This is a genomic window from Thiocapsa sp. (genome assembly GCF_022340925.1).
GTDB lineage: Bacteria > Pseudomonadota > Gammaproteobacteria > Chromatiales > Chromatiaceae > Thiocapsa.
Genome location: NZ_JAJDNA010000059.1, coordinates 1 through 23,768 on the forward strand (window position 1 = coordinate 1; position 23,768 = coordinate 23,768).

21 protein-coding genes are annotated in these 23,768 nt (G+C 63.6%); 11 read left to right on the plus strand and 10 right to left on the minus strand.

What is annotated here, in order from left to right; translation table 11 throughout:
- Positions 1-619 precede the first annotated feature (619 nt).
- The 5 genes from mnmE to rpmH are packed head-to-tail and all read right to left on the minus strand — an operon-like array spanning position 620 to position 4,395.
- Positions 620-1,957, minus strand: coding sequence for a tRNA uridine-5-carboxymethylaminomethyl(34) synthesis GTPase MnmE (gene mnmE / locus LJE61_RS07610; RefSeq protein WP_296914740.1), 1,338 nt, complete (start codon positions 1,955-1,957; stop codon positions 620-622).
- A 21-nt stretch (positions 1,958-1,978) separates the two neighbouring features.
- The gene (gene yidC, locus LJE61_RS07615; RefSeq protein WP_296914738.1) at positions 1,979-3,652 is read right to left on the minus strand and encodes a membrane protein insertase YidC; all 1,674 of its coding nucleotides are present in this window, start codon (positions 3,650-3,652) and stop codon (positions 1,979-1,981) included.
- Complete coding sequence (gene yidD / locus LJE61_RS07620) at positions 3,645-3,881, minus strand: membrane protein insertion efficiency factor YidD (protein WP_296914735.1); 237 nt, start codon at positions 3,879-3,881, stop codon at positions 3,645-3,647. The genes yidC and yidD overlap by 8 nt, the downstream gene beginning before the upstream one ends.
- Positions 3,866-4,264, minus strand: coding sequence for a ribonuclease P protein component (gene rnpA / locus LJE61_RS07625; protein ID WP_296917960.1), 399 nt, complete (start codon positions 4,262-4,264; stop codon positions 3,866-3,868). Before rnpA ends, yidD begins: the two co-directional genes overlap by 16 nt.
- Entirely contained in the window at positions 4,261-4,395 is a 135-nt protein-coding gene (rpmH, locus tag LJE61_RS07630; protein WP_296917948.1) for a 50S ribosomal protein L34, read from the minus strand. Before rpmH ends, rnpA begins: the two co-directional genes overlap by 4 nt.
- Before the next feature lie 360 nt (positions 4,396-4,755).
- Here rpmH and dnaA point away from each other — a divergent pair, with 360 nt between their 5' ends.
- From dnaA to gyrB, 4 genes are all read left to right on the plus strand, one after another.
- On the plus strand, positions 4,756-6,093 hold the full coding sequence (gene dnaA / locus LJE61_RS07635; RefSeq protein WP_296914742.1) for a chromosomal replication initiator protein DnaA: 1,338 nt from the start codon (positions 4,756-4,758) through the stop codon (positions 6,091-6,093).
- A gap of 143 nt (positions 6,094-6,236) precedes the next feature.
- Positions 6,237-7,337, plus strand: a complete 1,101-nt coding sequence (gene dnaN / locus LJE61_RS07640) for a DNA polymerase III subunit beta (protein ID WP_296914729.1) — start codon at positions 6,237-6,239, stop codon at positions 7,335-7,337.
- A gap of 11 nt (positions 7,338-7,348) precedes the next feature.
- Entirely contained in the window at positions 7,349-8,482 is a 1,134-nt protein-coding gene (recF, locus tag LJE61_RS07645) for a DNA replication/repair protein RecF (protein WP_296917950.1), read from the plus strand.
- A gap of 159 nt (positions 8,483-8,641) precedes the next feature.
- Positions 8,642-11,047: a DNA topoisomerase (ATP-hydrolyzing) subunit B gene (gene gyrB / locus LJE61_RS07650; RefSeq protein WP_296915183.1), complete on the plus strand. Its 2,406-nt coding sequence runs from the start codon at positions 8,642-8,644 to the stop codon at positions 11,045-11,047.
- A gap of 60 nt (positions 11,048-11,107) precedes the next feature.
- Here gyrB and LJE61_RS07655 read toward each other — a convergent pair whose 3' ends face one another.
- From LJE61_RS07655 to glyQ, 4 genes are all read right to left on the minus strand, one after another.
- Positions 11,108-11,830 (minus strand): lysophospholipid acyltransferase family protein, encoded by a 723-nt coding sequence (locus tag LJE61_RS07655; protein ID WP_296915186.1) that lies wholly within the window; start codon positions 11,828-11,830, stop codon positions 11,108-11,110.
- Between the two features lies 1 nt (position 11,831).
- A complete protein-coding gene (gene gmhB / locus LJE61_RS07660) occupies positions 11,832-12,377 on the minus strand; it encodes a D-glycero-beta-D-manno-heptose 1,7-bisphosphate 7-phosphatase (protein ID WP_296915188.1) in 546 nt (181 codons plus the stop codon).
- Between the two features lie 82 nt (positions 12,378-12,459).
- Positions 12,460-14,553 carry a glycine--tRNA ligase subunit beta gene (gene glyS, locus LJE61_RS07665; RefSeq protein WP_296917952.1) on the minus strand — a complete coding sequence of 698 codons (2,094 nt, stop codon included), beginning with the start codon at positions 14,551-14,553 and terminating at the stop codon, positions 12,460-12,462.
- Between the two features lie 11 nt (positions 14,554-14,564).
- Positions 14,565-15,470 carry a glycine--tRNA ligase subunit alpha gene (gene glyQ / locus LJE61_RS07670; RefSeq protein ID WP_296915193.1) on the minus strand — a complete coding sequence of 302 codons (906 nt, stop codon included), beginning with the start codon at positions 15,468-15,470 and terminating at the stop codon, positions 14,565-14,567.
- Between the two features lie 288 nt (positions 15,471-15,758).
- Here glyQ and LJE61_RS07675 point away from each other — a divergent pair, with 288 nt between their 5' ends.
- The 6 genes from LJE61_RS07675 to LJE61_RS07700 all read left to right on the plus strand — a co-directional run bounded on the left by LJE61_RS07675 (position 15,759) and on the right by LJE61_RS07700 (position 22,782).
- The gene (locus LJE61_RS07675) at positions 15,759-16,913 is read left to right on the plus strand and encodes a cation diffusion facilitator family transporter (protein WP_296915196.1); all 1,155 of its coding nucleotides are present in this window, start codon (positions 15,759-15,761) and stop codon (positions 16,911-16,913) included.
- A 492-nt stretch (positions 16,914-17,405) separates the two neighbouring features.
- Positions 17,406-18,809, plus strand: a complete 1,404-nt coding sequence (gene glnA, locus LJE61_RS07680) for a glutamate--ammonia ligase (protein WP_296917954.1) — start codon at positions 17,406-17,408, stop codon at positions 18,807-18,809.
- A gap of 115 nt (positions 18,810-18,924) precedes the next feature.
- On the plus strand, positions 18,925-19,443 hold the full coding sequence (locus tag LJE61_RS07685; RefSeq protein WP_296917956.1) for a DUF4124 domain-containing protein: 519 nt from the start codon (positions 18,925-18,927) through the stop codon (positions 19,441-19,443).
- A gap of 325 nt (positions 19,444-19,768) precedes the next feature.
- A complete protein-coding gene (gene glnL / locus LJE61_RS07690; protein WP_296915078.1) occupies positions 19,769-20,851 on the plus strand; it encodes a nitrogen regulation protein NR(II) in 1,083 nt (360 codons plus the stop codon).
- Positions 20,844-22,271 carry a nitrogen regulation protein NR(I) gene (gene ntrC / locus LJE61_RS07695; RefSeq protein ID WP_296915081.1) on the plus strand — a complete coding sequence of 476 codons (1,428 nt, stop codon included), beginning with the start codon at positions 20,844-20,846 and terminating at the stop codon, positions 22,269-22,271. The genes glnL and ntrC overlap by 8 nt, the downstream gene beginning before the upstream one ends.
- A 112-nt stretch (positions 22,272-22,383) precedes the next feature.
- A complete protein-coding gene (locus LJE61_RS07700) occupies positions 22,384-22,782 on the plus strand; it encodes a hypothetical protein (RefSeq protein WP_296915084.1) in 399 nt (132 codons plus the stop codon).
- Between the two features lie 136 nt (positions 22,783-22,918).
- Here LJE61_RS07700 and LJE61_RS07705 read toward each other — a convergent pair whose 3' ends face one another.
- Positions 22,919-23,143 (minus strand): hypothetical protein, encoded by a 225-nt coding sequence (locus LJE61_RS07705; RefSeq protein WP_296915087.1) that lies wholly within the window; start codon positions 23,141-23,143, stop codon positions 22,919-22,921.
- A gap of 134 nt (positions 23,144-23,277) precedes the next feature.
- On the opposite strand from LJE61_RS07705, the gene LJE61_RS07710 reads away from it, so the two are divergent.
- Positions 23,278-23,763 carry a tRNA (cytidine(34)-2'-O)-methyltransferase gene (locus tag LJE61_RS07710; protein ID WP_296915091.1) on the plus strand — a complete coding sequence of 162 codons (486 nt, stop codon included), beginning with the start codon at positions 23,278-23,280 and terminating at the stop codon, positions 23,761-23,763.
- Positions 23,764-23,768 lie beyond the last annotated feature (5 nt).

Genomic DNA, 23,768 nt, shown 5'->3' on the forward strand with positions numbered 1-23,768 from the left:
TCGATCTGGTATCGGGCGCGCGGCTCGTCGAGCACCGAGGGGTCGAGACCGGCCTTGCGGAAGACCATTCCCGGGTCGACGCCGTTGCGTTCCAGGATGCGCCAGAGGACCCGTGTGGCGGATGCAAGAAGGGTCGCCATGATCGGCCCTCAGCCGCTGCGGCCAGCAGCTTTGCCAAGAAGCCCCACCCGAACGGTCGGGGGATGCGCTGGGTGCTCGGCTCGGGGATCACCAAGGTCGCGGACTGACTGAGTCCGCGGACTGGCCGGTTGAGAAGGACATCGGTTGAGGGGGGGTGCGCAGTTCATAGGGCCTTGATCGCGGGCGGATTTCACCCGCTGGATGGACTGACTTCGGGCGTGCGGCACGGTCGGACCGCGTCGTTCCGGATCGGCAGCAAGACGCTTTCCTACCGGCCGTGCCGCTTCCTGAGCGACCAGGATACTGAAGATCTTCGGGTCGGATTCGATCGCGAGGGCCTGCAGGCGGGCACGCCTGACGATGTCGAGTCATACCGGACTCGGAACTGGGGCGGGCTTGATCTCAATGCAATGCCCCAGCGCAGATCCGGGCCGAGGACATCCTGACATAAGGCATCGGCAGACCCCAAACGATCCGACTATTTTCCGATGCAGAAGGTCGAGAAGATCCTCGCGAGGAGATCCTCGGGCGTGAAGCGGCCGGTGATCTCCCCGAATGCCTGTTGGGCCTGCAGCAGGTCCTCAGCGACGAGCTCCGCCCCGGCCGCCTGGACGTGGGCCCGTCGAGCGGATTCCAGCCAGTCAAGGCCGCGACGCAGGGCGTCGACATGGCGTCTGCGTGCGATAAACGCGCCTTCGGGCATGGAGCCGAGACCCGCCCGGTTCTTCAGGTGCGTCCGCAGCAGGCCGAGGCCGGCACCCGTCATCGCCGAGAGGGCGATCTCCGGGCCCGTCTCCACCTCGCTGATCTCGGGAGGGATCCCGAGAAGGTCGATCTTGTTTCTAACCCGGGTCACCGGGGCCTGCTCCGCCAGCATCTCGCGGGTGAGTGGATCCGGGCCCTCCGCGGCGTCATAGACCCAGAGGACGAGGTCGGCCTGGTCTAGCTGCGCGCGGGCGCGCCTCACCCCCTCGCGCTCGATGAGATCATCACTGTGACACAACCCCGCGGTATCGACGATCCGGATAGGAAGACCATCGACCTGGATGTCGAGTTTCAAAAGGTCGCGAGTCGTACCCGGGATGGGGGTCACGATCGCCGCGTCTTGTCCAGATAACGCATTGAGCAAACTTGATTTTCCGGCATTCGGCGGACCGGCGATCACGACCCCGAGTCCCTCGCGGATCAGCTGACCCTGGCGGGCGTCGCCAACGGTCTGGCGAGTGAGCTCGATCATTGACCCCAGATCATCCAAGAGCCCAGGGCCGGCGGACTCACCCAGCTCGTCTTCGGGGAAATCGAGGGTCGCCTCGATGAAGGTGCGGATGCGGATCAGGCGCTCGATCAGGGTCTCGATCCGCCGCGAAAAGAGACCCTGCAGACTGCGACCGGCGAGACGTGCGGCGAAGGCAGTGGAGCTCTCGATCAGATCTGCGACGGCCTCGGCCTGAGCGAGATCCAGCTTGCCGTTCAGATAGGCACGCTCCGTGAACTCGCCGGGCCGGGCCAGGCGCGCACCCAGCTCGAGGCAGCGTCCCAGGAGGATGTCCATGACCACGGGCCCGCCATGGCCCTGGAGCTCGAGGACATCCTCGCCGGTGTAGGAGGCCGGCGCGGGGAAGTAGAGCACGACCCCCTGGTCGATGAAGCCGCCGTCCGCCTGCCGGAAGCTGGCCAACGTCGCTAAACGGGGGCCCGGCACGCGGCCGGCAATCCCTTCGCAGATGCGGGGGACCCAGCCGCCGCTCAATCGAACGATACCGACCCCACCGATGCCGGGTGGGGTGGCGATCGCGGCGATGGTGTCGGTAGCCAACGCGGAGCCGCCCGAATCGACCTACTTCTTGCGCTTGGCCCCGGCCGCCTGCTTCTCGATCGTCCGGGTGATGTGCCACTGCTGCGCGATCGACAGGATATTGTTGACCGTCCAGTAGAGCACGAGGCCGGATGGAAAAAAGGCGAAGAAGACCGTGAACACGAAAGGCAGGCTCATCATGAGCTTCGCCTGCATCGGGTCCGGCGGCGGCGGATTCAGCTTCGTCTGGATGAACATGGAGACGCCCATGATCAGCGGCAGGATGAAGTAGGGATCAGGGGCCGAGAGGTTGTCGAGCCAGAGGACGAAGGGCGCCTGTCGCATCTCCACGCTCTCCAGCAGGACCCAGTAGAGCGAGATGAACACGGGGATCTGGATCAGGATGGGCAGACAACCGCCAAGCGGGTTGATCTTCTCGGTCTTGTACATCTCCATCATCGCTTGATTCAGGCGCTGCTTGTCGTCGCCATAGCGGTCCTTCAGCGCCTGCAGGCGCGGGGCCAGCTGGCGCATGTTAGCCATCGACTTGTAGCTCGTCTCGGACAGCTTGTAGAAGGCCAACTTGATCAGGATCGTGAGGACGATGATGGCCCAGCCCCAGTTACCCACAACCGCATGGATCTTGCTGAGGACCCAGAAGATCGGCTGGGCAATCACGGTCAGCCAGCCGTAGTCGACGGCGAGGTCCAATCCGGGCGCGACACTCGCGAGGCTGTCCTGGAGCTTCGGGCCGATGAAGAGCTGGTTCTCGAAGACCTGGGTGCCTCCGGGGGCAATGCTGACGACCGGGGAATACTTGCCGATAATGTAACGGGAGTCGGCGAGGACGTTCGTGTAAAAGGTCTCCTGAACCCCTGGCGGCGGGATCCAGGCGGCAAGGAAATAGTGCTGCATCATCGCGATCCAGCCGTCGGCGACGCTGCGATCCAGGGGGCCCTTGCGCATATCCTCGAACGAGACCTTGTTGTACTTGTCCTCCGGGCTGTAGTAGGCCCCCCCGGCAAAGGTACGAACGAACCGCGCCTCGTTCGGATCATAGAGCTCGGTCCGTTGGAGCTGGTTATAGAGGCGCGCAGCCAACGGTGCATCCGTCGCATTGGTGACCGTATCGCTGGTCCGGATGACATAACTGCCACGCTCGAATCGATAGCGCTTGCGAACCTCGACCCCGGCGTCGCCGGTCCAGCTCAGCTCGACATCCAGGCTGTCATCGCTCGCCCCCAAGCGATAGCTGGTCGCGGCGCTCTCGAAGAGCGCCTCGTGCGTGGGGACCAGTCCGGGCTCCTCGCCGAGGAGACCGGACTGGGCGATGAACATGTTGGGCGGGACCGGCTTGAGGAGCTGGAACTTTTCGTCGGGTCGCTCGGGAACGATCGAGTAGTCCAGGAGCCAGGCTGCGGAGATGTTGCCGCCACGCGGCGAGATGTCCAGTCGCAGAACGTCCGTCTCGACGCGGATCGGTGTCTCCGACGGCAACGCCTCGACGCCCGAGGAGCCGGGCGTCGGGGCATCGACGGTCGTCGTGACCTGCGGGATATCCTCGGCAAGGGGCGCGGAAGGCCGATCAGCCGGCAGATGCCCCTCTTGGACCACCTGTGGTTGGGGCGGGCGGCCGTAGTCGTCCATCCAGGCGGAATAGATCAGAAACAGGACAGCCGCCAGGGCAAAAAACAGGATCAATCGCTGATTATCCATGGGAACGTGTCGGCTTCTCGGTTGGGACGGGATCCAGGCCGCCTTGGTGCCAGGGGTGGCAACGGCAGATGCGGCGCACCGCCAGGAGTCCTCCGTGGGCCAGGCCGTGCCGCTCGATGGCCTCGACGGTATAGTGCGAGCAGGATGGATAGAATCGGCAGCGGGGCCCGAGTAGCGGACTGATTCCGTATTGATAGGCGCGTATCAGGGCAATCAAGATTCGACGCATTGTTGGTTCCCGATAGTCATCCAGGCTCGGTCGAGGATTGAGAGCAGACGCTCGTTTGCCAAGTCGGACGCCCCTGGCGCGCAGAGCACCACGATGTCCCATGCGCCCAGACCAGTGCGATGCAGACGGAAGCTCTCGCGGACGAGCCGCTTCAGCCGCGCTCGGTCCACGGCGCGCCGCGCGCACTTCTTCGATATGGCGAGGCCCAGGCGTGCTTGCCCCACGGCGTTCCCACGAAACAACAGGATGAAGCCGGTCCCGCCGGCTCGCCGTGGTGCGTTGAAGACATGCCGATACTGCGGGGCACGGGTGAGTCGGCAGGTCCGCGGGAAACCCAGATCGGAGTTGGGGGTCAGGGCCGCGCGATCCGCCGCGCAGCTCAGGGGGTCAGGCGCGCCCGACCCTTGGCGCGACGGGCGCTCAAGACCCTTCGTCCGGCCTTGGTCGCGCAGCGGGCGCGAAACCCATGTGTCCTGGCGCGCTTGAGGCGACTGGGTTGAAAGGTGCGTTTCATGCTGGGGACTCCGGAATTCGTCGAACCGGGCGGGTCTGAGTCCCGCCCTAAAAAGGCGCGAAAATTTAAGCAATTTTGCCGACAAAGTCAATGCCGGGACACCGCGACACGGCACCATCGGATGTGGATAAGTGGCGTCCGGGAGGCTAGACTGCGGCAGCGCCAGACGACTTCGGAAGCTGTTGGTCGATTCGGAAATCGCATTTTCGCTTTGCGTCTTGAAAAATTGCCGGGATGGCAATCTTTCAAGGTCCCTGTAAGTGAGCCTGCGGCAGCATGCCGGAGGATCGTCTGGACCACGTAGACCGCGCGTCCGCTCGCGGTCTTGGCGACAATGAGATCGGGGTTTCGGGGGTCACCGTGGGCGTATGGGAACGATGTGTCAGACAATTGAAGGGAGAGTTGACCTCGGCGGAATTCAATACCTGGATTCTTCCATTACAGGCGCAGTTGGCCGGGGGCCGTCTGAGGCTGTTCGCGCCGAATCGCTTTGTTCTCGATTGGACACGCCAGCATTATGAGTCTCGTTTGCTCGATCTCTGCCACTCCTTCAGCGACGGGTCGGTCAAGCAGCTCAGTTTCGAGGTGGGGGGACTGGAGTCGAAAGCGGCCGAGCCCGGCCAGCCGTCGCCGGCTGTAGCCGGGGACTCGGACGCGGATTTGGAGATCCGCCGGGCCAATGCCAACCTCAACGGCGACTTCACCTTCGACAGCTTCGTCGAGGGGAAGTCGAATCAACTGGCTCGGGCCGCATCAATCCAAATCGGGCAGAATCCGGGGGCCGCCTACAACCCCTTGTTCATCTACGGCGGTGTCGGGCTCGGGAAGACTCATCTGATGCATGCGGTCGGTAATATCATCCTCGCAACGAATCCCAGTGCTCGTGTGATCTATCTTCACTCCGAGCGGTTCGTTGCGGAAATGATCAAGGCGCTGCAGCACAACCGGATCGACGACTTCAAGAAAACCTACCGTTCAGTGAATGCCTTGCTGATCGACGATGTCCAGTTCTTCGCGGGTAAGGAGCGCTCCCAGGAGGAGTTTTTTCATACCTTCAATGCCCTGTTCGAGTCTCGACAGCAGATCGTGCTGTCCAGCGATCGATTTCCGAAGGAGGTCATTGGCCTGGAAGAGCGCCTCAAGTCACGCTTTGGCTGGGGGCTGACGGTCTCGATCGAGCCGCCGGACCTCGAGACCAGCGTCGCGATCCTGCACAGCAAGGCCAGTCTATTGGGGGTCGAGCTGCCGGAGGATGTCGCGTTCTTTGTTGGTCGGCGAATCCGCTCGAACATCCGCGAGCTCGAGGGAGCCCTGCGACGTCTGGTCGCAAATGCCCAGTTCACCGGCAAGCCGATCACATTGGAGTTCGCACGGCATGCGCTCCGGGACATGCTGGCGGCACAAGACAAGCAGGTCAGTATCGAGAACATCCAGAAGACGGTGGCGGAGTACTACAAGCTGCGGACGGCCGACATGCTCTCGGCCAAGCGCAGCCGCTCGATCGCACGCCCGCGACAGGTCGCCATGGCGCTCGCGAAGGAGCTGACGAAGCACAGCCTGCCTGAGATCGGCAAGGCCTTTGGTGGCCGTGACCATACCACCGTGCTGCACGCGACCCGAACGGTCAAGAACCTTCGCGAGAGTGATGCAACGCTCGAGGAAGACTATAAGAACCTCATGAGAATGCTGACATCGTAGCCGTCAACTGGCTGCGGGCGGAGGCGCGGCACGCGCATCGGTGGCGGATCGCTGCAAAACCGCTGATCCAGCGCGGATGTTTGGGCCAGGCGCGCCCCTGACGACGACCGACATCCCAGTCATTTTGGCTTTAGGAGATCGCGATGGAGTTTGTCATTGAGCGCGAGAGCGTGCTTCCGGTGCTCGGCAAGGTGGTCGGGGTAGTCGAGCGGCGACAGACGCTCCCCATTCTGGGCAACCTCCTGCTCTCGGCGCGGGGAGATCGCGTCGAGATCTGTGGAACGGATCTTGAGGTGGAGGTCAAGGCGGGTTGCGCGGCTTCGGTGACGCAAGATGGCGAGACGACGCTGCCGGCCCGAAAGCTCGCGGATATCTGCCGCAACCTGGCAGAGGGGTCGGAGATTCGTTTTCGCCTGAGCGATGAGCGCTGCGTCGTCACGGCGGGGCGCGCCCGCTTCTCGCTGGGGGTTCTGCCTGCAGCCGATTTTCCGCTCATGGATGCTGACGTCGATGGGGTGGGGGTGAGGTTGGCCGAGGGAGTGTTGCGGCGCATCCTGGACAAGACATCGTTCGCGATGGCTCAACAGGATGTCCGGTACTATCTGAATGGCCTGTTGATCGAGCTGGACGACTCCGGGATCACCGCAGTGGGCACCGATGGACACCGGCTGGCGAGGTATCGCCGCTCTCTGGAGCTCGACGTCCGTGAGGCCGTCCAGGTAATCGTACCCAGCAAGACGGTCATGGAGCTTCGGCGACAGCTCGGACCTTCAGATGACGAGGTTTCCATCGCGATTGGTGCTCGGACGATCAGGCTCGCGGGGAGCGGGATGGCGATGACCTCGAAGCTGGTCGACGGGCGGTATCCGGATTACGAGCGGGTGATCCCGCACGAGCTTGGCAAGGTGGCCACACTCAGCACGGACGCGCTGAGGCGGGCGCTAGCCCGGACGGCGATCCTGTCCAACGAAAAACACCGGGGGGTGCGGCTCGCGTTCGAAGAGGGGGTCTTGAGACTGCAGGCCCATAATCCGGAGCAGGAAGAGGCGGAGGAGGAGGTCGAGTTGGACTATCGCGGCGAGCCGACCGCGATCGGCTTCAATGTGACCTATCTGTCTGATGTGCTGGGGGCCGTGGAAGGGGAGGAGCTCGAGGTGCGGTTTCACGACGCCGGGAGCAGCTCCGTCTGGCGCGGGCTGGGGGCCGACGATGAGACCTATGTGGTGATGCCAATGCGACTATAGGGTCGTGCAACATGGCCTATCCGGGCTGCCCGACACTCCTATCGCTGACCGTCAGGAATCTGCGCAACCTCCGCCGACTGAGCCTTGAGCTGGAGGCAGATCCGCGCCTGGTTGTGTTGACCGGGGCGAACGGCGCCGGAAAGACAACCATCCTTGAGGCAATCTACCTCTTGGCCCGCGGCCGGACCTTTCGGGGCCGCAAGGCGGGCCCGCTCACAACGGACGGAGAAGCGCGCACGTTCATCGAGGGTCGATTCCGTGACGGATTCGGCGCGGGAGAGGTGCTGATCACCTTCGAATGGACGAATCAGGGGAGCGAACGAAAGGTCAACGGCGTTTCCCTCGCGGGCCGACCCCCAGGGGAGAACCCGCTGGGGGTCAAGCTGGTCGGCGAGAACCCGCAGACCTTGCTGGAAGGTCCACCACGCCTCAGACGGGCACTGCTCGATTGGAATGTGTTCCACGTGGAACATCAGATCGGCCGGTTGCGCAGGGATCTCGGCCGCGTTCTCCTCCAACGCAATGCAGCACTCCGCAAAGGTCGCGCCGGCGACTCCGCCTGGGATCAGATTTTCATCGATCTCGCCAACCAGATCACCTCCAAGCGGCACACCTTTGTCGACGCTTGGCGCAGGCACTTCCAGGCACTGTGCCGTGAATTTCCATTCTTGGAGGGCTGCGACCTCGTGCTGAACCGCGGCTGGCCCCCGGAACGCTCGTTGCCTGAGGCGCTAACACTCGCACGGGCAGCGGAGGCGCAACGCGGCCAGACGCTGGCCGGGCCGCATCGAGCAGACTTGATGATCCTTCGTGACCAGGTGCCGGCGCGGCTGTCCCGCGGCCAGGCGAAGGTTGCGGTCGCGCTTCTCCAACTGGCTGCGGAGCAGGTTCATCTGGGCAGGGGGCTGGATGCGTCGCTTTGGCTCCTCGACGATCTCGACGCCGAGCTCGACGCCGGAACGGCTCGTCGGCTGTCGGATCTCTTCGATGACAGCCCATCTCAGCGGCTGGCAACGCGCCCCGGCACGAGCGCGGACATCCCCTTGGCCGTCACTCCACGAGGACTGGCCATGTTCCACGTGGAACATGGCTCGCTCCGGTCACCTAGTCCGGCGGGAGCGCGCCCAGCCCCTTTTGCCCTATAATGGGCAGGCGCTGAGCGGCCACGCACCCCGGCATCGACCCAACCAGATCACAGCGCCTCCCCGGGGCCCATCGCGCGCTCGCCGCCATCACGACCCGTCACGGCCCAACGCCCGCGGCGCCCATGACCCGACTCCATCAACCACCTCCCTCAGGGCCACATGACGTACGACTCAACAAGCATCAAGGTCCTCCGCGGACTCGACGCGGTTCGAAAACGGCCTGGCATGTACATCGGTGACACCGATGACGGAACCGGCCTACATCATATGGTCTTCGAAGTCGTCGACAACTCGATCGACGAGGCGCTCGCGGGATACTGCACCAATGTTCGGGTGGTCCTTCACGGGGATGGCTCAGTCTCAGTCATCGACGACGGCCGCGGCATCCCCGTCGACATCCACTCCGAAGAGCAGCGCTCGGCGGCCGAGGTCATACTGACCGTCCTGCACGCCGGCGGCAAGTTCGACGACAACTCATACAAGGTCTCCGGCGGACTCCACGGCGTCGGCGTGTCCGTGGTAAATGCCTTGTCGGATCGACTCTTTCTTCGGATCTCTCGAGGGGGACGAATCTACCAGCAAGAATACCGCCTCGGCGAACCCCAATATCCGCTGCAGATGGTCGGCGACACCGACGCGACCGGCACCGAGATCCGCTTCTACCCATCCGCCCAAGTCTTCACCAACCTGGAGCTCCACTACGACATCCTCGCAAGGCGCCTACGCGAGCTGTCGTTTCTCAACTCGGGCGTCCGCATCGAGCTGACCGAGGAGGCCACCGGGCGCGAAGACGTCTTCGAGTATCAGGGCGGTATCCGGGCGTTCGTCCAGCACCTTAACCAGAACAAGGAGCCCATTCACCCGACCGTCATCCACTTCTGCGCGGAGCGTCAGTCAATCACGGTCGAGTTGGCCATCCAGTGGAACAACGGCTACCAAGAGACCATCTATTGCTACACCAACACGATCCCACAAAAGGATGGGGGTACCCACCTCGCAGGTCTCCGCGCAGCCCTGACCCGAACCTTGAATGGGTACATCGAGCGCGAGGGACTCGACCGCAACCAGAAGATCCGCCCCGTCGGGGATGATGCACGCGAAGGCTTGACCGCCGTACTGTCGGTGAAGGTGCCGGATCCGAAATTCTCCTCACAGACCAAAGACAAGCTGGTCTCGTCCGAGGTCAAATCCGTCGTCGAGGCGCTGGTGGTCGAGCACCTGAACGTCTTTCTCGAGGAGCAGCCGGCGGAAGCCAAATCGATCGCCAACAAGATGCTCGAGGCAGCGCGTGCGCGGGAGGCGGCGCGCAAGGCGAGGGAGATGACGCGCCGCAAGGGCGTGCTCGACGTTGCCGGGCTGCCCGGCAAGCTGGCTGATTGCCAAGAAAAGGATCCCGCCAGCTCGGAGCTGTACCTGGTCGAAGGAGACTCGGCCGGCGGCTCGGCCAAACAGGGACGAGACCGGGCCTTCCAAGCGATTCTCCCTCTTAAGGGAAAGATCCTCAACGTCGAGAAGGCGCGTTTCGACAAGATGCTCTCCTCCGCCGAGGTCGGCACCCTGATCACTGCGCTGGGCTGCGGCATCGGGCGCGAGGAATACAACCCCGACCACTTGCGCTACCACCGGATCATCATCATGACTGATGCCGATGTCGATGGCGCTCACATCCGCACCCTGCTGCTGACCTTCTTCTACCGCCAGATGCCCGAACTGGTGGAGCGAGGGCACATCTACATTGCCCAACCACCGCTGTTCAAGATCAAGAAGGGCAAGCAGGAGGAGTATCTACTGGACGAGGCCGCACTCAATCGCGCGCTGCTCCAGGCAGCGCTTGACAATGCCGACCTCCATGTCAATGCCGACGCCCTTCCGCTCGCCCGAACGGCACTTGAGTCGCTCGCCCGCGACTATCAGGTGTTTGTCGGGATCATCAAGCGCCTCGCGAACCGTTATGACGCCGTCTTCCTCGAGGAGCTGGCGAAGGCGCCCCGGGTCCACGAGGCAATAATCGAGGATCCGGTCGCCTTCGCCGCCTGGCGTGCGAACCTGGAGCAGTCCTTGAACCAGCCCGAGTCTGTCTCCTTGCGCTATCGCCTGAGCCTCACCGATTCCACATCCAATCGGCCGGCGTCTCTCGAGCTGATTCGCTTCATCCATGGCATTCCCGAGACCAGGACGGTCCCTCTTGACTTCTTTCACACGGCTGACTATTCCAAGATCCACGGATTCGGCCACAAGCTTGCGGGTCTGATCGAGCCAGGCGCCTATATCACGCGCGGGGAGCGTCGCAAAGACATCACCGAGTTGGGCGAAGGGATCCGCTGGCTGCTTGCCGAGGCGCAACGCGGCCACAGCATCCAGCGTTACAAAGGGCTGGGCGAGATGAACCCGGACCAGCTCTGGGATACGACGATGAATCCCGAGACGCGCCGCCTGCTCAGGGTCACCATCGAGGATGCGGTTGCCGCTGACCAAATCTTCACGACCTTGATGGGGGACCACGTCGAGCCACGGAGAGAGTTCATCGAACGCAACGCGCTCAACGTCGAAAACCTCGACATCTAGCAGTCTGTCGGACTTGAGCGATCGTTGCGAGCCAAGTCCCTGCCACCGAACGAGCGCCGGCTATGCAGCCGTCCCAGGAAGCGAAGCCACTGTTCGTTCAATCCAGGTCTCGGCCTCGACATTGATGTCTGACGCCTTGCGTCCCCGGGTCGAGATCGCTGGTCCGATGACCAGATCGATCGTACCCGGATGCTTGCGCATACTGCGCCGTCCCCAGAAATTCCCCGCATTATGGGCGATCGGCACAACCGGACGACCGCTGCGCTCGGCGAGGAGCGCACCGCCGATGGCATAGGCATGACGCGCACCGGGTGCCACCCTCGTGCCTTCGGGGAACACGATCACCCAGCGCCCCGCGTCCAGGCGACTGAGGCCATCACGGATCAACTTCGCAATCGCGCTCCGACCCGCTGAGCGGTCGATCGGAATCGAATCGAACTGGCGCAAGGCACGACCAAAAAACGGTATCCGCATCAGCTCACGTTTTACGACCCAAGACTGGTGCGGAGGCAAGATTGCCCACAGGGCGATGGTTTCCCAGGCTGACTGATGCTTGCACAGGACGATGGAGGCATCCGAAGGAAGTGAATCCAGCCCTCGGACCCGATAGCGGAGCCTGCAGATCCATCGCAGGGCCGACAGGTTGAGTCTCGCCCACGCTCGTGCCAGCCCGTCCCGGGTCCGCACGGATACAACCGGTCCGAGCACGATCAGGATCGCGGAAAACGCGACCACCGAGCCGACCAGGACCACCTCGTAGAGGAGCGAGCGGATCAGTATCATGCTATCCGCGCAGCAATTCATCGGCAGCGGAAGCGAGATCCCGATAGACCGGGACGCCGGCCAACTCGCGCGATCCACTGGCGAGCGCGCGTTCGCCCTTACCGGTGCGAACCAGCCATGGCAGGGCCCCGGCGGCGCGGGCAGCGGCGATGTCCCCAAGCGAATCACCGATGAAGGGGACGCCGGCCAGATCGACCGACAATCGACGCCCGATCTCTTCGAGCATCCCCGGCCGCGGCTTCCGGCACCGGCATCCCTCGTCCGGGGCGTGCGGGCAATAGACGATCATCTCGACTCGCCCACCCTGCTCGACCAGCAAATTTCGAAGCATACGATGCATGGCATCAAGGTCCCTCGGAGTCAGAAAACCGCGCGCCAAACCAGACTGATTGGTCGCCACCGCCACCCGGTACCCGCCGTGAGACAGCCGGGCAATGGCGTCGACACTGCCAGGCAAGGGTATCCACTCATCAATCGTCTTGATGTACTCATCGGAATCCGCGTTGATCACTCCATCGCGGTCCAAGATCACGACGCGATCGACCATGCACTCGATCCTCCTAAGAGGGCAGCTGAATCCGCCGAGCTCGGATATTCAGGGTCCCAGGACCCGCCGTCCTCGACATGACTCACTGGAGACAGGAGATGTCGGCGACAAGCAGAAAGAGTCCGGCAAGGGAGCGGAGCAGATGAATGCGGCTCTCACGCACCGCGCGGTCGTCGACCATCACCATCACTTGCTCGAAGAAGGTATCCAGATCCGCCGCCAGACCAGACAACGCCTTCAGCACACCGACATAATCGCCCGCCTGCGCAAGCGGCCCGACCCGAGCGGCGAGCTCATTCAGCTTCGCGGCAAGCCGGATCTCCGCCGGCTCCCTGAGCACACCGCCATCCGGCCCCAAGTCGCCCGCCTCCTCCCCGGTGCCGATGTCGATCCCCGCCCTGGTCAGAATATTGCGGATTCGTTTGTTCGCGGCGGCCAGACGAGCCGCCTCGGGCAGGGTGCGAAAGGCGCTGACCGCGGCGATCCGCTTGTCGAGATCACGCGGTATCGTGACACCACTGCGGAGGACGGCCTCGACCGTGTCGCCGGCAACGCCGCGGTCGTGATAATAGCCGCGAAGGCGCTCGAGCATATAGCCGAGCGCCGCCTCCTCGACGTCCGCGCTGAGAATGTCACTCGGATACGCCGCGACCGCGATGCTGAGCAGATTGCGCAAATCGAGATCCAGCGGGGTCTCGATCAGGATTCGCAGTACGCCGATGGACGCGCGCCGCAGTCCATAGGGATCCTTGGCACCGGTCGGCCTCAACCCGACGCCGAAGATCCCGATCAGGGTATCGATACGATCGGCGACCGCAAGCGCCTGCCCACAGGGGCTCGCGGGCAACGCATCCCCGGCGAACCTCGGGCGATATTGCTCCTCCATGGCCGCGCAGACGCAGGGATCCTCGCCCGCGCGCGCGGCGTAGTAGCGGCCCATGGTCCCTTGCAGGCTCGGAAACTCGTAAACCATGGATGTCACCAGGTCGCAACGTGCAAGCCGCGCCGCGCGCGCCACCAGATCGGCCTCGACGCCCAGCGACGGGGCCAGATACCGAGCCAGCGTCGCCACCCGGGCGCTCTTCTCCGCAAGGGACCCGAGACGGTCCTGAAACACGACTGTTTCCAACCGCCCAGCGTAGCTTTCCAGCGGCTGTCTGACGTCTTGACCCCAGAAGAAGGCCGCGTCCGCAAAGCGCGGGCGGATGACACGTTCGTTGCCCGCGCGCACCTGGTCAGGATCCCGGCTCTCGATGTTGGCGACCGCGACGAAGGACGCCTGCAGGACCCCGGCGGTATCCTCCATGGGGAAATATTTTTGATGGGACTGCATGGCCTCGATAAGAACCTCTGACGGCATCGCCAGATAGGCCTCATCGAATCGTCCGAGAATCGCTCGAGGCCACTCGACCAAAGCGGTGACCTCATCCAGCAACGCCGGGTCGATCCGCACCCGCAGACCATGCGCGCGACCGAGCCCGTCGAGCTGTCGACGGACCAGGTCGCGCCGGCGCCCGAACTCCGGCTCAACATACCCGGTTGAGCGGAGCAGCTCGGCGTATTCTGTTGCGACGCTCACCGCGATCGTCCCGGGGTGATGGAACCTGTGACCCCGCGTCGACGCACCAGCCTCGACCCCAAGGATGCGGCCTGGGATCGGCTCCGATCCCAGGAGCAGGCAGACCCAGTGGACCGGACGCACGAACTCCTCCGTGCCCTCGCCCCACCGCATCCGTTTGGGGATGGGCAGCCCGGCCAGTGCCGCCTCGGTCAGGCCGGGGACGAGAGCGGCCGTGGTCTCGCCCGGGACGCGGGTGCGGAAGACCAGGCATTCCCCCTTCTCACCCCCCTCGCGTCCGAGCGCCTCGAACGCGATTCCACAGGCACCGGCGAAGCCCAAGGCCGCCTTGGTCGGTTGGCCGTTTGCGTCGAAGGCCGCCCGAATGGTGGGACCGCGCCTGACCAATTCGCGATCAGGCTGTCGGGTGAGGACTCCGCGCACCAACACGGCGAGCCGACGCGGCGAAGCAAAGGACTCGATCGCCTCGAACCCGATGCCGGCGCTGCCCAGTTGCTCGCGAAAACAGTCGACGAAGGCATTCGAAAGGGAAAGCAAGGCGGTCGGCGGCAACTCCTCCGTCCCGATCTCGACCAAGAGGTCACTGATTGCGTCCACGGTCGTCTCCCTCAGCGGGTTAGCATCGGAAAGCCAAGAGCCTCCCGGCGATCCAAATAAGCCTGCGCCACAGCCCTGGAGAGGGTGCGCACCCGCAGGATGAATCGCTGCCGCTCGGTTACCGAGATTGCCCCACGAGAATCCAGCAGGTTGAAGGTATGTGAAGCCTTCAGCACCTGTTCATAGGCCGGCAGGGGCAGGCCCTTTTCGACCAAGTCCGCGCTGGCCGCCTCACAGGTATCGAACTGTGCGAAGAGAACGCCGATATCCGCGTGCTCAAAGTTGTAGGCGGATTGCTCCACCTCGTTCTGATGAAAGACGTCGCCGTAGGTGACGACCCCCACCGGGGTTCGGCTCCAGATCAGATCAAAGACACTCTCGACGCCCTGGAGGTACATGGCAATGCGTTCGAGACCATAGGTGATCTCGCCGGTCACCGGGCGACAGTCGAGTCCGCCGACCTGTTGAAAATAAGTGAATTGAGTCACTTCCATCCCGTTGAGCCAGACCTCCCAGCCGAGACCCCATGCGCCCAACGTCGGTGACTCCCAGTTGTCTTCCACGAATCGAATGTCATGCACAAGGGGATCGATCCCGAGGCGGCGAAGCGAATCCAGATAGAGGTCCTGCATCTCGAGAGGCGACGGTTTGAGAACGACCTGATACTGGTAGTAGTGCTGAAGCCGGTTCGGGTTTTCGCCATAACGCCCGTCAGTCGGCCGGCGCGAAGGCTGGACATAGGCGCTGCGCCATGGCTCGGGACCGATCGATCGCAGAAAAGTCGCCGGGTGGAAAGTGCCCGCCCCGACCTCCATGTCGAGGGGCTGGATGACAACGCACCCCTGCTCGGCCCAATAGCGCTCCAGCGCAAAGACGAGCCCTTGGAACGTCGAGACACCCTCGCAATCAAGACTCAAAATTCCGTCTCCTTCGACACGGGCTGAACGATAACCGCCAAGTATATCCGCAGTGACCCTGAGCGCGCCTCGGGGGCGTCTCCGGGAACGGCCACGCCCGTCAATTGAGCCAAGGTACCGAGTCGATCGGGGTCTGATCGCCCTGCGCGCACGGCGCTCCGTCCCCTGGTACTCTACCCGATACTGGAGACCTTCGGCGGGTCGCGTGTCTGCCCGCCCGCAGCAGCACGTGCGTTCCCGTGCGACTCGACGGGCGCCAACCGACGCGGACCCACCTTCCATGCCGCCATGACCACAGAACTGGAATTGTCGCTCCAACGCCGGCATGCCGTGACTCGCACGGCCGTCGTCGGAGGGGTCATCAATCTGATTCTGTCGATCGTCAAGGTCGTCGCCGGTGTCTTCGGCCACTCCCAGGCGCTCGTGGCCGATGGCATCCATTCGCTCTCCGATCTCATGTCCGATCTGCTGGTGCTGGTGGCAGGACGGCGTGCGAGTCAGGGTCCCGATCGCGACCATCCTTATGGGCACGCCCGATACGAAACGGTCGCCACCCTGGTCCTGGGTCTCCTGCTGACCGCGGTGGCCGTCGGCATCGCCTGGGACGCGATCCATCGCCTCTTCGACCCAGCTGAGCTGCTCCAGCCGGAGCCGCTGACCCTGGTCGCGGCCCTCGCATCGGTTGGGGTCAAGGAATGGCTCTACTGGTGGACGCTCGGCTATGCCAAGCGCGTCAAATCGGATCTGCTGCGGGCCAACGCATGGCACCATCGCACCGATGCCATCTCCTCCGTCGTCGTGCTGATCGGGATTGCCGGCACGATGGCGGGCCTCGTCTATCTCGATGCGATCGCGGCGATCGTCGTTGCCGTCATGATCGCGAAGATCGGCTGGGAGCTCGGCTGGGAGGCGATCAACGAGCTGGTCGACACCGGTCTCGAGACCGACCGGCTGGCGGCGGTCGCGGAGACGATCCGCTCCGTCGGGGGTGTGCGCGATATCCACATGCTCCGCACCCGCCGCTACGCCGGACAGGTCTCGGTGGATGTTCACGTCCTCGTCGATCCTCTCGTCAGCGTCTCCGAAGGCCATATGATCAGCCTGCTGGTGGAACATCGCCTCAAGCGCGAGATCGACGAGATCACCGATGTGACGGTGCATATCGACCCGGAGGACGACGATCGATTCCCCCCTGCCGTTGGACTCCCGCTGCGTGCCGAGGCGCTGGCACGGCTCGCCTCGCTCTGGTCCGAGATCCCGGAGGCAACCGAGCGCGAGCGCGTCGTCCTGCACTACCTCCGCGGGCGCATCGACGTCGATGTCCACTTCCCCCTTGCGGCCTGCCGTCGCAAGGGTGCGGATGCAGCCCAGCTGCGTGACCGGCTGGTGGCCGCATTGCAGGCGGACGTGGTGTTCCGCGACCTACGCGTCTTCTTTGGGTAGTCTGCGCACCATCTTGGTGCGCGTCTGGCCTGACATCGGCCATTTAGGTGCAGGCGCGCTCGAGTCGGCGCAATTCGGTCCAGTGGAGCGCTCGCCGAGGCCCGCCAAATGATCCAAGCACGCCCGCGCCCGCGGCCATGCCCCGCAATCACCATCTGAGAATCAGTTGCTTAATGCCGCTGCTCCCTTACGAACACTCCAAACGCGTCGCCGGATCCAGGGCCGGCACGTGTTGGCGCATGATGTGCTTACCGCCGGGGAGGCGACAGAATACGCCAGCCGCCCGGTGCGCCGATGACCGGGCGTGAGCTGGCCTCGAAAGAATTCGCCGACCTCGCTGTCAACAGACGGCGAGTCGGGGGGCGCCATCGACGACCCGCCAAGCTCCGGCACGTCGCAACGCGCCCGACGCCGAACCACCTTCCGGGACGGGTCCTAAACCTGTTGTTCGGACATGCTTCTGAGAACCCCATAGCTGCGGAGAAATAACCCATGACAGACGTGATCAAGATGATCAAGGACAACGAGGTGAAGTTCGTCGACCTTCGTTTCACCGACACCAGAGGCAAAGAGCAGCACGTATCGATGCCGGCGAGTGTCATCGATGAAGATTTTTTCCGGGATGGTAAGATGTTCGACGGCTCATCAATCGCGGGCTGGAAAGGCATCGAGGCCTCTGACATGGTCCTGATGCCGGAGGCGGAGACGGCCGTCATGGACCCGTTCACCGACGAGAACACCCTGATCATCCGGTGCGATATCCTCGAGCCCGATACCATGACGGGCTACGAGCGGGACCCCCGCTCCCTGGCCAAGCGGGCGGAGGCCTATCTCAAGTCGACCGGCATCGCCGACGCCGCCTTCTTCGGACCTGAGCCGGAGTTCTTCATCCTCGACGACGTGCGTTGGGGCTCCGAGATGAACGGGTCCTTCTACAAGATCGATTCCGAAGAGGCCGGATGGAACTCCGAGCGGGTCTTCCCCGACGGGAACATGGGCCACCGGCCTGCCATCAAGGGCGGCTATTTCCCGGTGCCGCCGGTCGACTCCCTGAATGATCTGCGGGCCGCGATGTGTTTGGCCTTGGAGGAGATGGGTGTCCCGGTCGAGGTGCATCATCATGAGGTTGCCACCGCCGGGCAGTGCGAGATCGGCACTCGATTCGGCACGCTCGTGTCGCGCGCCGACATGAACCAGATCACCAAGTACGTGATCCAGAACGTCGCCCATGCCTACGGCAAGACCGCGACCTTCATGCCCAAGCCGTTGGTCGGAGACAACGGCAGCGGAATGCACGTCCATCAGTCGCTGAGCAAGGACGGCGTGAATGTCTTCGCCGGAGACAAGTACGCCGGTCTATCCGATACCGCGCTCTATTACATCGGCGGCATCATCAAGCACGCGCGCTCGCTCAATGCCCTGACCAATGCATCGACCAACTCATACAAGCGCCTGGTGCCCGGCTTCGAGGCCCCGGTCATGCTCGCCTACTCCGCGCGCAATCGCTCCGCCTCGGTGCGGATCCCCCACGTCCCGAGCCCCAAGGGGCGCCGCCTCGAGGTCCGCTTCCCGGATTCCTCGGGCAACCCCTACCTGTCCTTCGCCGCGATGATGATGGCCGGCTTGGATGGTATCCAGAACAAGATCCACCCCGGGGACCCGATGGACAAGGATCTTTACGACCTGCCGCGCGAAGAGGCCCTGGCCATCCCAACGGTCTGCCACTCGCTCGACATGGCGCTGGAATACCTCGACAAGGACCGGGAATACCTGACCGCTGGCGGCGTCTTCACCGACGATCTCATCGACGGCTACATCGCGCTCAAGATGGATGAGGTGACGCGTCTGCGCATGACCACCCACCCCGTGGAGTTCGACATGTACTACAGCCTCTAATCCGAGCCTCGGGCCGTTCGGCCCCGAGGTTCTCGGCCGGTCCGCGAAGCCCCCTCGCCGGGGCTTCGTCCGTTCTGGCTTGAGCGGTGGTGGGCTGCTCGGCTATGCTTCGTGGATGACAAGACAACTCATTGTCTCGATCGGTTTTTTGGCCGCCGCGGCCGCGCACGCCGACATCTATCGTTGGGTCGACGCTGAAGGCCGGACGCATTTTTCCGATCGCCGTCCACCCGAAAACGCAGTGCGCCTCACGATGCCCGAGACGCACCCAGGCACCGTATCCACCGGCGCTTCCGAAGACTCGCCATACTCCGCCCCCGGCCTTGGGCCGTACGCGACCTTCGCCATCGTGGTTCCGGCCGCCGGCGCCGTGCTGGAGCAAGCGACCCCCGTGCTGGCGATCAGCCTGCAGTTGGATCCGCCGCTCCTTGAGGGACATCGCCTCGAGCTGCTCCTCGACGGCCGCCCAGTCGCCGTGGATGCAGGGTCGGCGCAGGCCCATACGCCAGACATCGATTTTGGAGCACATCGGCTGCAGGCCCGTGTGATTGATCGGCTCAATGCGGTGCTGGCTGCGACACCGGTCCATGCGTTCGAGCTACGCCAATCCCTTCCCCCGGGGGTCATCCCCTAGGAGCCTAGATCGGTGTCCTCCCGACGGTGCGCGGCGCCCGATCGGAGAGATCCCTTCATGTCGACGGCCAACCTCGGCGAGCCCCTACGGGACCTCGGGGGCGGCGCCTGTGCGGGCGAGATCCAACCGAGAGGTCTTGCTCGAACATGGTATGAGTCTTGCCTTCCGATTGGGAATACAATTGAGAGGACGATCAGCAGACCTCGTTGATTGACTGGTTTCGTTTTTCAGTGATCACGCCCTGCGGGCCAATTGGTAACCGGAAATCTCCCGTCTTCGCCCCGGCAGTCTTTGCCGCACACTCGTCGGCGGTTCGGATGAGACCATGAGCATACAGACTGCCTCTAAGCCGGCCCTCGAGCGGACGATTCTCGATCACCTCAACACCGCCGTGATGCTCTTCGACAAGACCCTGCGCCTCTTGTATCTGAACCCGGCGGCCGAGATGCTTTTCGAGGTCAGTGCCCGGCACATGGTCGGCCATCACGCGGTGACGCTGCTCCCCTGCCCCGACGACCAGGTCGAGGAACGCCTAATGGAGGCCCTCAGATCGAGGCACCCCTTCACCGAGCGCGAGGTGAATGTGATTGCGGCCGATGGACGCACCAAGACGGTGAACTGCACGGTCCTGCCATTGCACCATTTCGATGCAGATGACCAGATTTTGGTCGAGCTGACTCAGGTGGACCGACAGCTTCGAATCAATCGCGAGGAGCACCTGCTCTCCCAGCATCAAGCCACGCAGGCATTGATTCGCGGGCTGGCTCACGAGATCAAGAATCCGCTCGGCGGCTTGCGCGGCGCCGCGCAGCTCCTCGAGCAGGAGCTCCCCGACGCAGGACTGCGCGAGTACACACGGATTATCATCGAGGAGGCGGATCGGCTCCAGGACCTGGTTAACCGAATGATCGGCCCCAGTCGCTTACCGCGACGGGCGTCGGTCAACATCCACCATGTGCTGGAGCACGTCCGCGGGCTCATCCTGGCCGAATCGCCGAACGGCCCCCGGGTGCTCCGCGATTACGACCCCAGCATCCCGGATTTCATCGCCGACCAGGACCGCCTGATTCAGGCCTTTTTGAACCTTGCCCGCAATGCGGCTGCAGCCGCGGGGCTCGAGGGGCACATTGAGCTGCGCACGCGTGTGCTGCGCCAATTCACCATCGGAAACCGTCGTCATCGTCTCGTTCTCCAGGCACAGATCCGCGACGATGGCCCTGGCATTCCGCAGGAAATTGAAGACAGTATCTTTTTTCCAATGGTATCGGGGCGCCAAGGTGGGACTGGACTGGGTCTCCCGATCGCACAAGAGCTCATCAACCGACACGGAGGCCTGATCGAGTGCGAGAGTCGCCCAGGCGACACCACGTTTTTCGTCTATCTGCCGTTGGAGACCGAGCATGAGTAGGGCGTCCAGGGTCTGGGTCATCGACGACGACAGGTCCATCCGTTGGGTTCTCGAGCGTGCGTTGCGCAAGGCCGACATGCATGTCACCTGCTTCTCCAACGGCGTCGGCGTCATGGAAGCCCTCGAGCGAGAGCAGCCGGATGTGATCCTCACCGACATCCGCATGCCCGGGATCGACGGGTTGGATCTCCTGCGACAGATCGCCGCGCGCTATCCCGGCCTGCCCGTGATCATCATGACCGCCCACTCCGATCTGGACAGCGCGGTGTCCGCGTTCCACGGAGGTGCCTTCGAGTATCTGCCAAAGCCTTTCGACCTCGACGAGGCCGTCGGACAAGTCAATCGTGCCTGCCGACGCGGTCGGGACGAGCGACCGGAAGAGATGGCGATCGCCACAGGTCCGGATATCATTGGCGAAGCACCGGCAATGCAGGAGGTCTTTCGCGCCATCGGCCGACTCGCCCGCTCCAATATCACCGTGCTGATCAACGGCGAATCGGGTACCGGCAAGGAGTTGGTGGCCCGCGCCCTTCATCGCCATAGCCCGCGCAGCGATCGGCCCTTCATTGCACTGAACATGGCGGCGATCCCCCGTGATCTCCTGGAATCAGAGCTGTTCGGCCACGAGCGCGGGTCATTCACCGGCGCCCAAAACCGTCGCGAGGGTCGTTTCGAGCAGGCCGACGGTGGAACCCTGTTCCTCGATGAGATCGGCGACATGCCGGCCGAGCTGCAGACCCGGCTCTTGAGAGTGCTGGCCGACGGCGAGTTCTACCGGGTTGGCGGCGTCGCGCCGACACGAGTCGACGTGCGCATCATCGCGGCGACGCACCAGAACCTTGAAGACCTCGTTCGCCAGGGTCGTTTTCGCGAGGATCTCTTCCATCGCCTCAACGTCATCCGCATCCATCTGCCGGCCCTGCGTGACCGGCGCGAAGACATCCCCCTCTTGATGCGCCACTTTCTTGCACAGGCGGCCATGGAGCTGTCATGCGAGCCAAAGCTGCTCGCGCGCAGCGCCATCGATCGCTTGAAACGGCTGGACTGGCCAGGCAATGTCCGTCAACTCGAGAACACGGCCCGTTGGGTCACGGTGATGGCATCGGGTAAAGAGATCCATGCCGAGGATTTGCCCCCGGAGCTCAACGCATCGTTTTCCGAGCCGGTCCGCGACGAGCCGTGGGAATCGGTATTTCGCCGCTGGGTCCGCTACAGCCTGAAGCAGGGCCAAGGAGCGCTGCTCGATACCGCGCTGCCGGCCTTCGAGCAGATCTTGATCCAAACGGCTCTGGAGCATACCGGCGGGCGGAGACAGGAAGCGGCACGCTTGCTCGGCTGGGGTCGCAACACACTGACCCGCAAGATCAAAGAGCTCCAGCTCGACATCGACACCGATCCCGGGGATGTCGCGGAGGGGTGATGGGTAGCCCGCGCGGCTGAACAGACCCATCGCGAGCCGGTGCGTCCGCAATATGCGGCGAGCCGCGTCTCAGCCGACACCTGAAACGCAACGCGAAGACCCGGAGGATGAAGTGGACAGCATCAGCATCGATCTGAAGGGCTCGGAGATCTCGTCCATCGAGCTGGCCGGCGGGCATCTGCGAATCCATTTCTCCCGCGCCTATCTCATCAAGACCATGACGGGCTCACACGAGCGGACGCGCTGGTGGCAAGCCGGAGACTTGGTGATCGACGACGCCGAACCCTTGTCACCCATTCCGGCGGGCCCGATCGTATGCCTGGGCGGCGACATCGACGAGAACATCTACACGTATAGGGACATGCTTCCGGTCCCGCTCGTGAGCCGGGGTCATGCGCGCTGTGAGCTTCGGCTCGACGGGGAACCGAAGGCCTTCGTGGCAGAAGGAACGGGAATCAGGCTGGAGATGCGCGACACGCCCAGGTACATCGAGCATCTTCGCAGCACCTGAGGTCGTCTACCGGGCCAGGCGCGCGAGCGGAGTGCGGAATCGCATGACCTGCGGCCCACCCGGCGCAGGTGGGCAGCCGACACATCGCCCGCCCGAGCAGATCGGCTCGGACAGGCGCCGTCACGAATGGGATCGATCAGTTGCGCGAGGAGCCCACGATCTCGTGGGCGATGTCCACAACGCGGTTTGCCATGTCGAGATAGTCTTGACGATAGTTCACCAACAAGCCGTCCGTCGCCGCCCAGTAGTCCTTCCCGGAGACCCCGTGCGCATGCTCGTAATCGATGAACTGCTTCTGCATCTCAAGCATCTTCTCGATCAGCTCTTGTTTTTCCTTTTTCAGCGCGGCGATGTCGCTCATGCTCATGTCCCCCAAGGGATTGAAGGCCGAAGATAGACGGCGAGGTTAGAAGTTACGAAAATCGTAATATAGCATGCTCCGCCGAGCGACGGTCAACCGCCTACCGGCCGTCTGACAGGCTCCAAACGAGTTAGATGTTCGACATCATCCTGTACGAGCCCGAGATCCCGCCCAACACGGGAAACGTGATGCGGCTTTGTGCCAATGCCGGGGTCCGTCTCCATCTCATCGAGCCGCTCGGCTTCCAGTTGGAGGACCGGCTGCTGCGGCGTGCAGGACTCGACTATCCGGACTGGGCGGATGTCCGAGTCTATGACTCGTACGCGGCCTTCCTCCGCGCGATACGACCGCCTCGCCTGTACGCGTTCACGACACGCGGCACAACAGTCTACACCACCCCGCGCTATCAAGGCGGCGATGCCCTGCTGTTCGGCCCCGAGACGCGCGGACTTCCGGACAAGGTGCTCGCTCCCTTGCCCACGGAACGCCGGCTGTACATCCCGATGCGCCCGTGCAGCCGGAGCCTGAACCTCTCGAACGCCGTGGCCGTGGCCGTGTTCGAGGCCTGGCGCCAACAGGCCTTTGACGGGGCGGCTCAACGGTCAGTGGCCCCGGATTGACCGCC